Here is a 14,852-nt window from a genome sequence, read left to right as displayed (position 1 = left end):
TTCTGTGAACACAAATTTTGTGTACGACATTGGTACAGTGTGGGAGCGGGCTTGCTCGCGAAAGCGATTTCAACGTGATAGCAAAACTCAGTTCTTGTGAAGCTTGCTCATCAACTCAGCCTCAGCCTGGGTCAAGCCGCAGGACTGGGTCAGTTCGTTGACGCTGGCGCCCATCCCGACCAATCGTGCTGCCTGGGCAAACGACAGGCTGGTCGGGTCGCGCTGTTCCAGCTGAGCGAGTTTGTCCGGCAACGGCGCAACGATCGCCCGCAATTCATGCAGGTCTTCGCCCATGCGCACGTTGCCGTTCTGGTAGTTGTCAACGCGCTTGCCCAGGTCCTTGATGCGCTGGTCGCGCAGCGCATCGCCCTGGGCCTGTTGCGCGGCGATCAGCTTCTGGGCGCGAATGTACGCCAGGAACATTGCCAGCGTGCCTGCCCAGAACAGGAACAGGACAATGACCGCAACCTCGAGAATCAATCAGATATTCTCCAGTTCCGACCATTCTTCTTCGCTCATCATCTTGTCCAGCTCGACCAGGATGAGCAATTCGTTGTTCTTGTTGCACACGCCTTGAATGAACTTGGCGGACTCTTCGTTACCCACGTTCGGCGCGGTTTCGATTTCCGACTGACGCAGGTAAACCACTTCGGCCACGCTGTCGACCATGATCCCGACAACCTGCTTGTCGGCTTCGATGATGACGATACGGGTGTTGTCGCTGATCTCGGCATTCATCAGGCCGAAGCGCTGACGGGTGTCGATCACGGTGACGACGTTGCCGCGCAGGTTGATGATGCCCAGCACGTAGCTCGGGGCACCCGGGACCGGGGCGATTTCGGTGTAGCGCAGGACTTCCTGGACGCGCATCACGTTGATGCCGTAGGTCTCGTTGTCCAGCTTGAAGGTGACCCATTGCAGGATCGGATCTTCGGAACCTTTTGCCGCCGTTGCCTTGTCATTCATACCCTGACCCCTCAAGAAACCGCCCTGGCGGTGTGTGTTCCGTGCGACGCCATCGAGTGACGTCGCCTGTTGTTTATTTAATGTTTGTCGGTTTGTGGTTCGGCTTGCTGCCGGACATGTGCTTTGCCCCGCCACTGGCGATCAACTCCGCCAGGGAGGCGACGTCGAGCAAGGCGCACATGTGTTCAATCACCGTGCCGGCGAGCCATGGCCGCTGACCCCGGTGACTTCTCCATTTGATTTCATTCGGGTCCAGTCGCAACGAGCGGCTGACCTGATGCACCGCCAGGCCCCATTCATAGCCCTGGACCGAAATCACGTATTGCAGGCCCTGCTTGAAATCGTCGCGGTAACGGTCGGGCATGACCCAACGCGCGGTATCGAGCACCTTGAGGTTGCCGGCCTGGCTCGGCAGGATGCCCAGGAACCATTCCGGCTGGCCGAACAACGGCGTCAGCTCGTGACCGGCCAGGGAATAGATCGATCCCAGGCATACCAGCGGTACCGCCAGGGTCAAGCCGGCGACATCGAACAGCAGGCATTCGAAAGGCTCGGCGGCCCAGGACGGACGACCCTCGGTGTCCACCGGTGGCGGCGTATTGCTCGGTGGCAGATGCACTTCGACGACGGGCGGTACCAGTACCTGAGGCTCCTCGATAACAGGAGTCTCCAGCACTTCGGCCTCTTTAATCGGCGCCACCAGGGTTTGCAATAACGGCGCAATGGTCGATACCGGTGCCAGAACGGGTTCCGGTGCTTCGATCACGACGACGGAAGTCCTGGCCAAAGGCGCAGTCATCGCAGTGGCTGCCACCGCGATTTGCTGCGCATCCCGGGCCTGTTCTTCGAGCACGGCCGCCTGGAACTCGTCCAGCACGCCTTGCTCTTCGACGACGCTCAGCGCTTCGACAACCTCGGCCATCTCCTCGGTTGCGTCTTGCAGCAAATTATCCAGATACGACTGCAACGCCAGTTGCGGGCGCGATGTTGTCTTTACCAGTCGATTCATGAGCGCTCACCTGTAGGAGCGAGCTTGCTCGCGATGAACCTGAGAGCGCCACGGGGTGCCAGGTTTCCCGCGTCAGCGTTGACGACCATCGCGAGCAGGCTCGCTCCTACAGGGATCGAGGTCATGTCACGCCACCTGCGCAACAAGTTGCGCCGCCAGCAGATGCTTGAGCAACGCACGGTAAGCGAGAACGCCACGGCTCTTGCCGTCGAACTGCGAAGGCGTCAGCCCGGCACGGCTGGCATCGCGCAGGCGCGTGTCCACCGGGATATAGCCTTGCCAGATTTCGTCGGGAAACTTGTCGCGCAGCACGCGCAAGGTTCCGAGGGACGCCTGGGTGCGGCGGTCAAACAGGGTCGGCACGATGGTGAATGGTAACGCCTGTTTGCGCGAGCGGTTGATCATCGCCAGGGTGTTGACCATGCGCTCGAGGCCCTTGACCGCCAGGTGTTCGGTCTGCACCGGGATCACCAGTTGCTGGCTCGCCGCCAAGGCATTGACCATCAGCACGCCGAGCAAGGGCGGGCTATCGATCACGGCGTAATCGAAGTCCTGCCACAGTTGCGCCAGGCTCTTGGCAATCACCAGGCCCAGACCGCTCTGCCCCGGCGACTGGCGCTCGAGGGTGGCCAGCGCGGTGCTGGACGGCAACAGGGAAATGCGTTCGTCGCTGGTCGACAGCAACAGTTGGCCCGGCAGGCCTTGGGGCACGTTGCCCTTGTGCAGGAACAGATCGTAGTTGCTGTGTTCCAGGCTGTCGGGATCGTAGCCGAAGTAGCTGGTCATGGAGCCGTGGGGGTCGAGATCGACCACGACCACGCGCTTGCCCGCCTCGGCCAGCAACCCGGCTAAAGCGATGGAGGAAGTGGTTTTACCGACACCACCCTTTTGATTGGCGACTGCCCAGACTCTCATTCGGATTGTTCCTCCCGACCGAACGGATCGGCCGAGAAATAGCTCAACGTGTTAATGCGGGCGACGGAGAATTGACGGCGTTCTCTCGTACCGGCGACTTGACCGGGGTCGGTGCAGTTTGTGTGCCAGCACGCTTCAATGCGGCATCCGGTTGCGCATGGGCGGTTCCGGTGCCGGTCAGGCTGCGGCGAACATCGAGGTTGCGCGACACCACAAGCACCACGCGACGGTTGCGTGCGCGGCCTTCGGCGGTGGCGTTGTTGGCCACCGGCTGAAATTCGCCGTAGCCCACCGACGCCAGGCGACCGGGATTCACCCCTTGCATCGCCAGCATGCGCACGATGCTGGCCGAGCGCGCCGAGGACAGCTCCCAGTTGGTCGGGTACTGCGCTGTGCGGATCGGTTGATCGTCGGTGAAACCTTCGACATGGATCGGGTTGTCGAACGGCTTCAGGATCGCCGCGACCTTGTCGATGATGCTGAACGCGATGTCGCTGGGCATGGCATCGCCGCTGCCGAACAACAGGCTGGAATTGAGCTCGATCTCGACCCACAACTCATTGCCGCGCACGGTCATCTGGTTGGAGCTGATCAGGTCACCGAACGCCGCGCTGATGTCGTCGGCGATGCTCTTGAGCGGATCGCTGGCGCCGGAGACACCGGCATCGACCTGGTCACTGTCCTTGACCAGCGGCTTGGCCGGGGTCACGGTCTTCGGCCGCTCGTCACCGATGGGGATCGGCTTGAGCGCGCGATCGGAATCGGTGAAGACGCCGATCAGGGCTTCGGAAATGACCTTGTACTTGCCTTCGTTGATCGAAGAGATGGAGTACATCACCACGAAAAAGGCGAACAGCAAGGTGATGAAGTCGGCATAGGAAACCAGCCAGCGTTCATGATTTACATGCTCTTCATGTTGGCGACGACGTGCCATGAGCCTAGTCCCTTAATCCATGAAGCCCTGAAGCTTCAACTCGATGGAGCGAGGGTTTTCACCTTCGGCGATCGACAGCAGTCCTTCCAGCAACATTTCGCGATAACGCGACTGGCGCAGCGCGATGGCTTTGAGTTTGGCGGCAATCGGCAGCAGCACCAGGTTGGCACTGGCCACGCCGTAGATGGTGGCGACAAAGGCCACGGCGATGCCGTTACCCAGTTGCGACGGATCACCCAGGTTGCCCATGACATGAATCAGGCCCATCACCGCACCGATGATGCCGATGGTCGGCGCATAACCACCCATGCTTTCGAAGACCTTGGCCGCTTCGATATCGCGGCTTTCCTGGGTGTAGAAATCCACTTCCAGAATGCTGCGGATCGCTTCCGGCTCGGCGCCGTCGACCAGCAGTTGCAGGCCTTTGCGGGCGTAATTGTCAGGCTCGGCGTCGGCGATGCCTTCAAGACCCAGCAGGCCTTCCTTGCGGGCGGTCAGGCTCCAGTTCACCACGCGGTCGATGCCACCGGCCAAGTCGACGCGAGGCGGGAACAGGATCCAGGCGAGGATCTGCATGGCGCGCTTGAAGGCGCTCATCGGTGATTGCAGCAGCGCCGCGCCGATGGTGCCGCCGAGCACGATCAACGCTGCCGGGCCGTTGGCCAGGGCGCCCAGATGACCGCCTTCAAGGTAGTTGCCGCCGATGATGGCGACAAAGGCCATGATGATGCCGATCAGGCTTAGAACATCCATCAGATGCACGCCTCGACCAGGTGCTTGCCAATGTCGTCGAGGCTGTACACCGCGTCGGCGAGTTCAGCTTTGACGATGGCCATCGGCATGCCGTAGATCACGCAACTGGCTTCGTCCTGCGCCCAGATCGAACTGCCGCCCTGCTTGAGCAGGCGCGCGCCTTCACGGCCATCGGCGCCCATGCCGGTCAGGACGACCGCCAGAACTTTGTCACCGTAGGACTTAGCTGCCGAACCGAAGGTGATGTCCACGCACGGCTTGTAGTTGAGGCGCTCGTCACCCGGGAGGATTTTCACCGCGCCGCGACCATCGATCATCATCTGCTTGCCACCCGGCGCCAGCAGCGCCAGGCCCGGACGCAGGATGTCACCATCCTCGGCTTCCTTGACGCTGATGCGGCAGAGCTTGTCCAGGCGCTCGGCGAAGGCCTTGGTGAAGGCGGCCGGCATGTGTTGAACCAGCACGATCGGGGCCGGGAAGTTGGCCGGCAATTGGGTCAACACCCGTTGCAGGGCCACCGGGCCACCGGTGGACGTACCGATGGCCACCAGTTTGTAGTTTTTGCGTTTTGGCGCGGGCGACGACGTAGCGGGTGCATGCGTACGCACCGGGATCGGTGCCGGTGCCGGACGCGCGGGCGCGCTGCTGGTAAAACTGCCCACGCTGGAAGGCGCAGGCGTCGGCGCTGGCGCAGCGACGGGCGCCGGAGCGCTGTAGTGACTGACACGACGATTACTGCGCGAGATGCTGAGAATCTTCTCGCACAGCAGTTGCTTGACCTTCTCGGGGTTGCGCGAGATGTCTTCGAAATTCTTCGGCAGGAAGTCCACCGCACCGGCATCCAGCGCATCGAGGGTGACCCGGGCGCCTTCATGGGTCAGCGAGGAGAACATCAGGACCGGGGTCGGGCAGCGTTGCATGATGTGCCGCACGGCCGTGATGCCGTCCATCATCGGCATCTCGTAATCCATGGTGATCACGTCGGGCTTGAGGGCCAGCGCCTGATCGATCGCCTCTTTGCCGTTGGTCGCCGTGCCGACGACCTGGATATTCGAATCCGCTGAAAGAATTTCCGAGACGCGGCGGCGGAAAAACCCCGAATCGTCCACCACCAGGACTTTGACTGCCATAAACACTCCATTAGATGGAGCGAGGCCAGGCGCCCCGCTCCACCAGAATCAAATACGCCGTGTGGCGTAACGCTTGAGCATGCTCGGAACATCGAGAATCAGCGCGATGCGGCCGTCACCGGTGATGGTGGCGCCGGACATGCCCGGAGTTCCCTGGAGCATTTTGCCCAATGGCTTGATGACCACTTCTTCCTGGCCCACCAGTTGATCGACGACAAAGCCGATCCGCTGCGTGCCCACCGAAAGGATCACCACATGGCCCTCGCGCTGCTCTTCGTGAGCGGCGGAGCTGACCAGCCAGCGTTTGAGGTAGAACAATGGCAACGCCTTGTCCCGCACGATCACCACTTCCTGGCCGTCCACGACGTTGGTGGTCGACAGGTCGAGGTGGAAGATTTCGTTGACGTTCACCAGGGGGAACGCAAACGCCTGGTTGCCGAGCATGACCATCAGCGTCGGCATGATCGCCAGGGTCAGCGGCACCTTGATGACGATCTTCGAACCCTGGCCCTTGGCCGAGTAGATGTTGATCGAACCGTTGAGCTGGGAAATCTTGGTTTTCACCACGTCCATGCCCACGCCGCGACCCGACACGTCGGAGATCTCGGTCTTGGTCGAGAACCCCGGGGCGAAGATCAGGTTGTAGCACTCGGTGTCGCTCAGTCGATCGGCCGCATCCTTGTCCATCACGCCGCGTTTCACCGCGATGGAACGCAGGACATTCGGGTCCATGCCTTTACCGTCATCGGAAATCGACAGCAGGATGTGATCGCCTTCCTGCTCGGCCGCCAGGATCACCTTGCCGCCACGGGCCTTGCCCGAGGCTTCGCGCTCTTCCGGCGACTCGATGCCGTGGTCGACGGCGTTGCGCACCAAGTGGACCAGCGGATCGGCCAGGGCCTCGACGAGGTTCTTGTCGAGGTCGGTTTCTTCGCCGACCAGCTCCAGGTTGATCTCTTTCTTGAGCTGGCGAGCCAGGTCGCGAACCAGGCGCGGGAAGCGCCCGAAGACTTTCTTGATCGGTTGCATCCGGGTCTTCATGACCGCGGTTTGCAGGTCGGCGGTGACCACGTCGAGGTTGGACACGGCCTTGGACATGGCTTCGTCGCCGCTGTTGAGACCCAGGCGGACCAGGCGGTTACGCACCAGCACCAGCTCGCCGACCATGTTCATGATCTCGTCCAGACGCGCGGTATCGACGCGTACGGTGGTTTCGGCTTCGCTCGCCGGCTTTTCTGCCGGTGGCGCGGCCGGGGCGCGGGCAGCAACCGGTGCAGCGGCTGCCCGCGCTTCGGCTGCCGGCGCCTCGGCTTTTGGCTCGGGGGCCTTGGCCACAGGTTTCGGCGCCGCCTTGGCTGCCGGTGCCGGTGTCGCAACAGCCACGTTCGAACCGTTGGCCGCCGTCGCGGTGCCGACTTCGCTGAACTTGCCTTTGCCGTGCAATTCGTCGAGCAGCGCTTCGAACTCGTGATCGGAAATCAGATCGCTGCCAGCCGCCGCCGCGCTTGGGGCCGCGGGTGCAGGCACCGAAGCAATGGCCGACTCCAGGGCCTCGACAGCAAAGTTGCCCTTGCCATGCAACTGGTCGAGCAATGCTTCAAATTCGTCGTCAGTAATATCGGAACTGTCACCCGGCGCTTTCGGTGCTTCTGGCGCAGCCGGAGCCTGCGCAATCGCATCGACGGCAAACTGGCCTTTACCGTGCAACTGATCGAGCAACGACTCGAACTCGGCATCGGTGATTTCATCGCTGGCAGCCGCATCGCTTGCAGGTGCCTCGCTTGCAGGTGCGTGGGCAACCGCCGGCGCCTCGGCCTGTGTCTTGACGGCATTGAGCGAGTCCAGCAATTGCTCGAATTCGTTATCGGTAATATCGCCTGAATCGGCTTCGGCCACCGACGCTTCAACCACGGCGGCGACAGGTGCAGCAACCACTTCGTCAGCCGATTGCGGCTCGGCCAGACGGGCCAGCGCCGCCAGCAGTTCAGGTGTCGCAGCCGTGATCGGGCTGCGCTCGCGGACTTCGCTGAACATGCTGTTCACCGCGTCCAGCGCTTCGAGAACCACGTCCATCAATTCCGAGTCGACGCGACGCTCACCCTTGCGCAGGATGTCGAACACGTTCTCGGCGATGTGGCAGCACTCCACCAGCTCGTTGAGCTGGAGGAAGCCGGCGCCCCCTTTTACAGTGTGAAAACCGCGAAAAATTGCATTGAGCAAATCCGCATCATCCGGACGGCTTTCCAGCTCGACCAGTTGCTCGGACAGTTGCTCTAGAATCTCGCCGGCCTCAACCAGGAAATCCTGAAGGATCTCTTCATCGGCGCCGAAGCTCATCAGGGGGGTGCTCCTAAAGGTCTAAAAACCCAAAAAACCTGAAACTCTAAAATCCCAGGCTGGATAGCAAATCGTCCACATCGTCCTGACCGGACACAACGTCTTCTCTTTTATCGGCATGAATCTGCGGACCTTCACCCTGAGAGAGATGTTTTTGTGGATCTTTTTCAGCAAGCATCGCTTCACGGTCATGTTCGATGCCCGCAAAGCGGTCCACCTGACTGGCCATCAGCACGAGCTTGAGCAGGTTGCTTTCAACTTCGGTGACCAGTTGGGTCACACGCTTGATCACTTGCCCCGTGAGGTCCTGGTAATCCTGGGCGAGCAGGATGTCGTTCAGGTTGCCCGACACCGCGCGATTGTCCGTGCCGCTGCGCACCAGGAAGCCGTCGACCCGCCGGGCCAGTTCACGAAACTCTTCGGCACCTACTTCACGACGCATGAAGCGCCCCCAGTCCGTGCTCAAGGCCTGGGCTTCCTCCGCCAGGCTGTTGACCAGCGGCGTGGCATTTTCCACCAGATCCATGGTGCGGTTGGCCGCGGCCTCGGTCAGCTTGACCACATAACCCAGGCGCTCGGTGGCGTCGGTGATCTGCGACACTTCTTCGGCTTGCGGCATGTGCGGGTCAATCTGGAAATTGACGATCGCGCTATGCAGTTCGCGAGTGAGCTTGCCCACTTCCTGATACAGGCCGCGGTCACGGGTCTGGTTGAGCTCATGGATCAATTGCACCGCGTCGCCGAACTTGCCTTTTTCAAGGCTCTCGACCAATTCGACGGCGTGTTTTTTCAGGGTCGACTCAAAATCGCCCAATGAAGTTTCGTTATTGCCCATAGCTCCCCCGTGGCGCACTCATCAACCGATGCGTTCGAAAATCTTCTCGATTTTTTCTTTCAACGCCTGGGCCGTGAAGGGCTTGACCACATAGCCGTTAACGCCGGCCTGGGCCGCTTCGATGATCTGCTCACGCTTGGCTTCAGCGGTCACCATCAGCACCGGCAGGTGCTTGAGCTTTTCATCGGCACGCACGTGACGCAGCAGATCGATGCCGGTCATGCCCGGCATGTTCCAGTCCGTTACCAGAAAGTCGATGCTTCCGCTGTTGAGCACCGGAATGGCGGTAGTGCCATCGTCGGCCTCGACGGTGTTGGTGAACCCAAGGTCACGCAGCAGGTTCTTGATGATCCGCCGCATCGTTGAGAAGTCATCAACGATGAGGATTTTCATGTTCTTGTCCAATTCGACCTCCAAGCAGTCTTAAACGCGCCCAGCACCTGGACGCGCCATTTCAATCAATCCGGCAAAGCACTCAATGACTGTCTGGAGCACAACAGATCGGGACCGGCGCAGTTCAACACCACACCAGTCTCTTTCGCAGTGTCCCCACACTGCCTTCAGCGCGCTCGCCACTCCCCCAAACGCCCCCGCAAGCGGGCCGCGCACTGGCTGTGTAACTGGCTGACCCGAGATTCGCTGACCCCCAGGACCTCACCGATTTCCTTGAGGTTCAACTCTTCGTCGTAGTACAGCGCCAACACCAGTCGCTCACGCTCCGGCAAATTGGCAATCGCATCCGCCAGCGCAGCCTGGAAGCGTTCATCTTCCAGATCGCGTGACGGCTCGAGATGAGCACTCGCGCCATCCTCGTGCAGCCCTTCGTGTTCGCCGTCCTGCAACAGATCGTCGAAACTGAATAACCGGCTGCCCAGGGTGTCGTTCAAAATTCCGTAGTAATCGTCGAGACTCAATTGGAGTTCGGCCGCAACTTCGTGATCTTTAGCGTCACGGCCGGTTTTCGCTTCAATCGAGCGAATGGCGTCGCTGACCATGCGCGTATTGCGGTGAACCGAACGTGGCGCCCAGTCCCCCTTGCGCACTTCATCGAGCATGGCGCCGCGGATTCGAATGCCCGCGTACGTCTCGAAACTGGCGCCTTTGCTGGCGTCATATTTGGTCGACACCTCGAGCAGGCCGATCATCCCGGCCTGGATCAGGTCTTCGACCTGGACACTGGCCGGCAAACGCGCCAGCAAGTGGTAAGCAATGCGTTTAACCAGCGGCGCGTAACGCTCGATCAGCTCGTACTGCGCATCACGAGCCGATTTTTTGTAGAGGTTGTAACCGCTGGCTGTCATAGAACAGGTCCTGCTGTTTGCTGCACGAGACGCTCGACGAAAAACTCCAGGTGCCCGCGCGGGTTGGCAGGCAGCGGCCAGGTATCGACCTTCTGCGCAATGGCCTTGAACGCCAGCGAGCACTTGGAACGCGGGAAGGCCTCGTAGACGGCGCGCTGCTTCTGCACAGCCTTGCGCACGCTTTCGTCGTAGGGCACCGCGCCGACGTATTGTAGGGCGACGTCGAGAAAGCGATCCGTGACCTTGGTCAACTTGGCGAACAGGTTGCGCCCTTCCTGCGGGCTCTGGGCCATGTTGGCCAGGACGCGGAAGCGGTTCATGCCGTAGTCGCGATTGAGCAACTTGATCAAGGCGTAGGCATCGGTAATCGAGGTCGGCTCGTCGCACACCACCAGCAGCACTTCCTGGGCTGCACGAACGAAGCTGACGACCGACTCACCAATGCCCGCAGCGGTGTCGATCACCAATACGTCGAGGTTGTCGCCGATATCACTGAAGGCCTGGATCAGGCCCGCGTGTTGCGCGGGGCTCAGATGCACCATGCTCTGAGTGCCGGATGCGGCCGGAACGATACGGATGCCGCCTGGCCCCTGCAGCAATACATCGCGCAGTTCGCAGCGGCCTTCGATCACGTCGGCCAGGGTACGTTTGGGTGTCAGGCCCAGCAGAACGTCAACGTTCGCCAGTCCCAGGTCGGCGTCCAGCAGCATGACGCGCCGGCCAAGCTCAGCCAAAGCCAGGGACAAGTTCACTGACACGTTAGTTTTCCCGACGCCACCTTTGCCGCCGGTCACCGCGATCACCTGTACGGGATGCATGCTGCCCATGTTATTTCTTTACCTTGTCTTGCATAGACGGAGGCCACATTACTGGCTGCGCGTTCACAAACGGAACAATGCATGGCAGACCATCGATGTAGGTACAAAAACGATTCATTATTACCTCAGCCAACCTGCTTGGTCGGGCTGTGGTAGATGTCAGCGAACATGTCAGCCATGGCTTCTTCGCTGGGTTCTTCCTGCATTTGCACGCTGACGGCGCGACTGACCAACTGATGACGGCGCGGCAGATGGAGATCATCCGGAATCCGCGGGCCATCGGTCAGGTACGCCACTGGCAGCTCATGACTGATGGCCAGGCTCAACACCTCGCCCAGGCTTGCCGTTTCATCCAGTTTAGTCAGGATGCAGCCAGCAAGCCCGCAACGCTTGTAACTGTGATAAGCGGCAGTTAGAACCTGTTTCTGGCTGGTGGTTGCCAGGACCAGATAATTTTTTGAGCGGATGCCACGACCGGCCAGGCTTTCGAGCTGCATGCGCAGTGCCGGGTCGCTGGCCTGCAGGCCGGCGGTATCGATCAGCACCACGCGCTTGCGCAGCAATGGATCCAGCGCCTGCACCAGGGACTGGCCCGGATCGACGTGGGTCACCGGCACATTGAGAATGCGCCCCAGGGTCTTGAGTTGCTCCTGGGCACCGATGCGGAAGCTGTCCATGCTCACCAGCGCAATGTTCTGCGCGCCGTACTTGAGCACGTAACGGGCAGCCAGCTTGGCCAGGGTCGTGGTCTTGCCCATGCCGGCAGGGCCGACCATGGCGATGATTCCGCCCTCTTCCAGCGGCTCGACTTCCGGCGTAACGATCATGCGCGCCAGGTGCGCCAGCAACATGCGCCAGGCCTGACGAGGCTCTTCGATTTCGGTAATCAGCGCCAGCAGATCGCGCGACAGCGGGCCAGACAGGCCAATGCGTTGCAGGCGACGCCAGAGGTTGGCCTGATCCGGACGGCTGCCTTGCAGCTGGTTCCAGGCCAGGGACCCGAGTTGTACTTCCATGAGTTCGCGCAGGCTGTTGAGTTCGAAGCGCATCGAGTCGAACGCGCGCGGGTCCACGCCACCGGACGCGGGTACAGCAGCCGGTGCAGGGCGACGGGGTTCGGCGTAGGTCGGTTCGATCAGCGGCTCGGCGGCGGTCAACGGCAAGCCGGCGAACAGCTGGCGGTTGGTTGCATTGTCGCTCTCGCCATCGCTGCGCAGGCTCAATTCGGCCTGGGCGGTGACGATCCGCGACTGAGTCTTGCGCAGCTCGTCCTCGAGCTCCATGTTCGGGACACGCGGCGCCAGCGCCGACAACTTGTAATCCAGCGCAGCCGTCAGCTCGACGCCCCCGGCAATCCGGCGGTTGCCGATAATGGCTGCATCAGCGCCCAGCTCATCGCGAACCAGCTTCATGGCCTGACGCATATCGGCGGCGAAAAAACGCTTAACTTGCATAAACCACTACCTCAGCCGTTGGGCCCTACTGTCGCAACGATGGTCACTTGCTTGTTGTCAGGGATTTCCTGGTAAGCCAACACGTGCAAACCCGGGACTGCGAGCCGGCCGAATCGCGAGAGCATCGCGCGAACCGGACCGGCCACCAGCAGAATCACCGGCTGACCTTGCATCTCCTGGCGCTGCGCCGCGTCGATCAGCGAGCGTTGCAGCTTCTCAGCCATGCTTGGCTCCAGCAGAACACCCTCTTCCGAGCCTTGTCCTGCCTTTTGCAGACTATTGAGCAATATCTGTTCCAACCTTGGCTCCAGCGTGATAACTGGCAGCTCCGACTCAGTACCTACAATGCTTTGGACGATTGCACGGGAGACGCCAACCCGCACGGCGGCCACCAGCGCGGCGGTATCTTGACTCTTGGCGGCATTGTTGGCGATGGCCTCGGCAATGCTGCGGATATCGCGAACCGGCACTTGCTCGGCCAACAGCGCTTGCAGCACCTTGAGCAGCTGCGACAGCGAAACCACGCCCGGCACCAGCTCCTCAGCCAGCTTCGGCGAGCTTTTGGCCAGCAATTGCATGAGTTGCTGCACTTCTTCGTGACCGATCAGTTCACTGGAATGCTTGTAGAGTATCTGGTTCAAGTGGGTGGCCACCACTGTACTGGCATCGACCACCGTGTAACCGAGGGACTGCGCCTGGGCACGCTGGCTGATTTCGATCCAGACCGCCTCCAGGCCGAAAGCCGGATCTTTGGCGGTAATGCCGTTGAGCGTACCGTAGACCTGCCCCGGGTTGATCGCCAGTTCGCGATCCGGGTAAATCTCCGCTTCCGCCAGGATCACCCCCATCAGGGTCAGGCGATAGGCACTCGGCGCCAGGTCGAGGTTGTCGCGGATATGCACGGTCGGCATCAGGAAGCCCAGATCCTGGGACAGCTTCTTGCGCACACCCTTGATCCGCGCCAGCAACTGGCCGCCCTGGTTGCGATCCACCAGCGGAATCAGGCGATAGCCCACTTCCAGGCCGATCATGTCGATGGGCGTCACGTCATCCCAGCCAAGCTCCTTGGTTTCCTGGGCGCGGGCCGGCGACGGCAGCAGCTCCTGCTGGCGCTTGACCTCTTGCAGGGCCTGCACCTTGGCGACGTTCTGCTTTTTCCAGAACAGGTAGGCGCCACCGGCCGCCAGGGCCGCCATGGTCAGGAACGAGAAGTGCGGCATGCCGGGCACCAGGCCCATGACCGCCATCAAGCCTGCCGCCACCGCCAGCGCCTTGGGCGAGGCGAACATCTGGCGATTGATCTGTTTGCCCATGTCTTCCGAACCGGACGCACGGGTCACCATGATCGCCGCTGCTGTCGATAACAACAGTGATGGCAATTGCGCCACCAAACCGTCACCGATGGTCAACAGCGCATACACCTTGCCGGCATCACCGAAGGTCATGCCGTGCTGGAAGATACCGACCGCCATGCCGCCGATCAGGTTGATGAACAGGATCAACAGGCCGGCAATCGCGTCACCACGGACGAATTTGCTGGCACCGTCCATGGAGCCGTAGAACTCGGCTTCCTGGGCGACTTCCGAGCGGCGGGCCTTGGCCTGGGCCTGATCGATCAGGCCGGCGTTGAGGTCGGCGTCGATCGCCATTTGCTTGCCGGGCATCGCATCGAGGGTGAAACGCGCGCTCACCTCGGAAATCCGCCCCGCACCCTTGGTCACCACGACGAAGTTGATGATCATCAGGATCGCGAAAACCACGATACCGACCACGTAGTTGCCGCCGATCACCACCTCGCCGAACGCCTGGATCACCTTGCCGGCGGCCGCGTGACCGTCCTGGCCGTGGAGCATCACCACCCGCGTGGAGGCCACGTTCAATGCCAGGCGCAACAGCGTCGCCACCAGCAGGATGGTCGGGAACACCGCGAAATCCAGCGGGCGCAAGGCGTAGACGCACACCAGCAGCACGACGATGGACAGGGCAATGTTGAAGGTGAAGAACACGTCCAGCAGGAACGGCGGCACCGGCAACATCATCATCGCCAGCATGACCAGCAGCAACAGCGGCACGCCCAGATTGCCTCGACTGAGGTCGGCAATGTTGCTGCGGGCACTGTTGATTAACTGAGAGCGATCCACCGGTTTTCCCCGTTCCTTTAAAGCAAACTTTTGACGCCTGAAGCAGGCGCAGGGCGGCTACTGCAAGAAGCTTTCCAACTTTTGCAAAGGCTTGGAATAGAGGTTTTCGCAGGTAAAAAAGATCGCAGCCTTCGGTGTAGTGGTTCATTTTTTTTGAACCGCTCTGTAGGAGCATTAAGCCGCCTGTTGCTCATACAGCGCAGGCGGCAAGTTGTTCGAGGCAGAGTGGCAACGGCGATGGTTGTAATGGGAGATGAAG

General features: G+C 61.0%; 14 protein-coding genes. All 14 read right to left on the bottom strand.

Annotated elements, in window-relative coordinates:
• Positions 1-87 precede the first annotated feature (87 nt).
• Positions 88-480: a DUF2802 domain-containing protein gene (locus KW838_RS17150; protein ID WP_218501912.1), complete on the bottom strand. Its 393-nt coding sequence runs from the start codon at positions 478-480 to the stop codon at positions 88-90.
• A complete protein-coding gene (locus KW838_RS17145; protein WP_060541431.1) occupies positions 481-966 on the bottom strand; it encodes a chemotaxis protein CheW in 486 nt (161 codons plus the stop codon).
• A 73-nt stretch (positions 967-1,039) separates the two neighbouring features.
• Positions 1,040-1,975, bottom strand: a complete 936-nt coding sequence (locus tag KW838_RS17140) for a CheW domain-containing protein (protein WP_218501909.1) — start codon at positions 1,973-1,975, stop codon at positions 1,040-1,042.
• Positions 1,976-2,101: 126 nt separating this feature from the next.
• Complete coding sequence (locus KW838_RS17135; protein WP_007980740.1) at positions 2,102-2,890, bottom strand: ParA family protein; 789 nt, start codon at positions 2,888-2,890, stop codon at positions 2,102-2,104.
• A 43-nt stretch (positions 2,891-2,933) separates the two neighbouring features.
• Positions 2,934-3,824, bottom strand: a complete 891-nt coding sequence (gene motD / locus KW838_RS17130; protein ID WP_008052273.1) for a flagellar motor protein MotD — start codon at positions 3,822-3,824, stop codon at positions 2,934-2,936.
• 12 nt (positions 3,825-3,836) lie between these two features.
• Positions 3,837-4,577 carry a flagellar motor protein gene (locus tag KW838_RS17125; RefSeq protein ID WP_007980738.1) on the bottom strand — a complete coding sequence of 247 codons (741 nt, stop codon included), beginning with the start codon at positions 4,575-4,577 and terminating at the stop codon, positions 3,837-3,839.
• Entirely contained in the window at positions 4,577-5,707 is a 1,131-nt protein-coding gene (locus tag KW838_RS17120) for a chemotaxis response regulator protein-glutamate methylesterase (RefSeq protein WP_102699417.1), read from the bottom strand. The genes KW838_RS17125 and KW838_RS17120 overlap by 1 nt, the downstream gene beginning before the upstream one ends.
• Positions 5,708-5,755: 48 nt before the next feature.
• The gene (locus KW838_RS17115) at positions 5,756-8,044 is read right to left on the bottom strand and encodes a chemotaxis protein CheA (protein ID WP_218501907.1); all 2,289 of its coding nucleotides are present in this window, start codon (positions 8,042-8,044) and stop codon (positions 5,756-5,758) included.
• A 46-nt stretch (positions 8,045-8,090) separates the two neighbouring features.
• Positions 8,091-8,879 (bottom strand): protein phosphatase CheZ, encoded by a 789-nt coding sequence (locus KW838_RS17110; protein WP_102699419.1) that lies wholly within the window; start codon positions 8,877-8,879, stop codon positions 8,091-8,093.
• Positions 8,880-8,900: 21 nt separating this feature from the next.
• Positions 8,901-9,272 (bottom strand): chemotaxis response regulator CheY, encoded by a 372-nt coding sequence (locus tag KW838_RS17105; RefSeq protein WP_003183998.1) that lies wholly within the window; start codon positions 9,270-9,272, stop codon positions 8,901-8,903.
• A gap of 167 nt (positions 9,273-9,439) precedes the next feature.
• Complete coding sequence (fliA, locus tag KW838_RS17100; protein WP_007894214.1) at positions 9,440-10,180, bottom strand: RNA polymerase sigma factor FliA; 741 nt, start codon at positions 10,178-10,180, stop codon at positions 9,440-9,442.
• Complete coding sequence (gene fleN, locus KW838_RS17095; RefSeq protein WP_007975361.1) at positions 10,177-11,007, bottom strand: flagellar synthesis regulator FleN; 831 nt, start codon at positions 11,005-11,007, stop codon at positions 10,177-10,179. The genes fliA and fleN overlap by 4 nt, the downstream gene beginning before the upstream one ends.
• Positions 11,008-11,123: 116 nt before the next feature.
• Complete coding sequence (flhF, locus tag KW838_RS17090; protein WP_218501905.1) at positions 11,124-12,452, bottom strand: flagellar biosynthesis protein FlhF; 1,329 nt, start codon at positions 12,450-12,452, stop codon at positions 11,124-11,126.
• Between the two features lie 11 nt (positions 12,453-12,463).
• Complete coding sequence (gene flhA / locus KW838_RS17085) at positions 12,464-14,593, bottom strand: flagellar biosynthesis protein FlhA (protein ID WP_102699422.1); 2,130 nt, start codon at positions 14,591-14,593, stop codon at positions 12,464-12,466.
• Positions 14,594-14,852 lie beyond the last annotated feature (259 nt).

This window comes from Pseudomonas sp. PDM27, assembly GCF_019219205.1.
Taxonomy (GTDB): domain Bacteria; phylum Pseudomonadota; class Gammaproteobacteria; order Pseudomonadales; family Pseudomonadaceae; genus Aquipseudomonas; species Aquipseudomonas laurylsulfatiphila.
The sequence above is the reverse complement of the archived record's forward strand: the minus strand, read 5'-3'. Positions and strand labels throughout refer to the sequence as shown.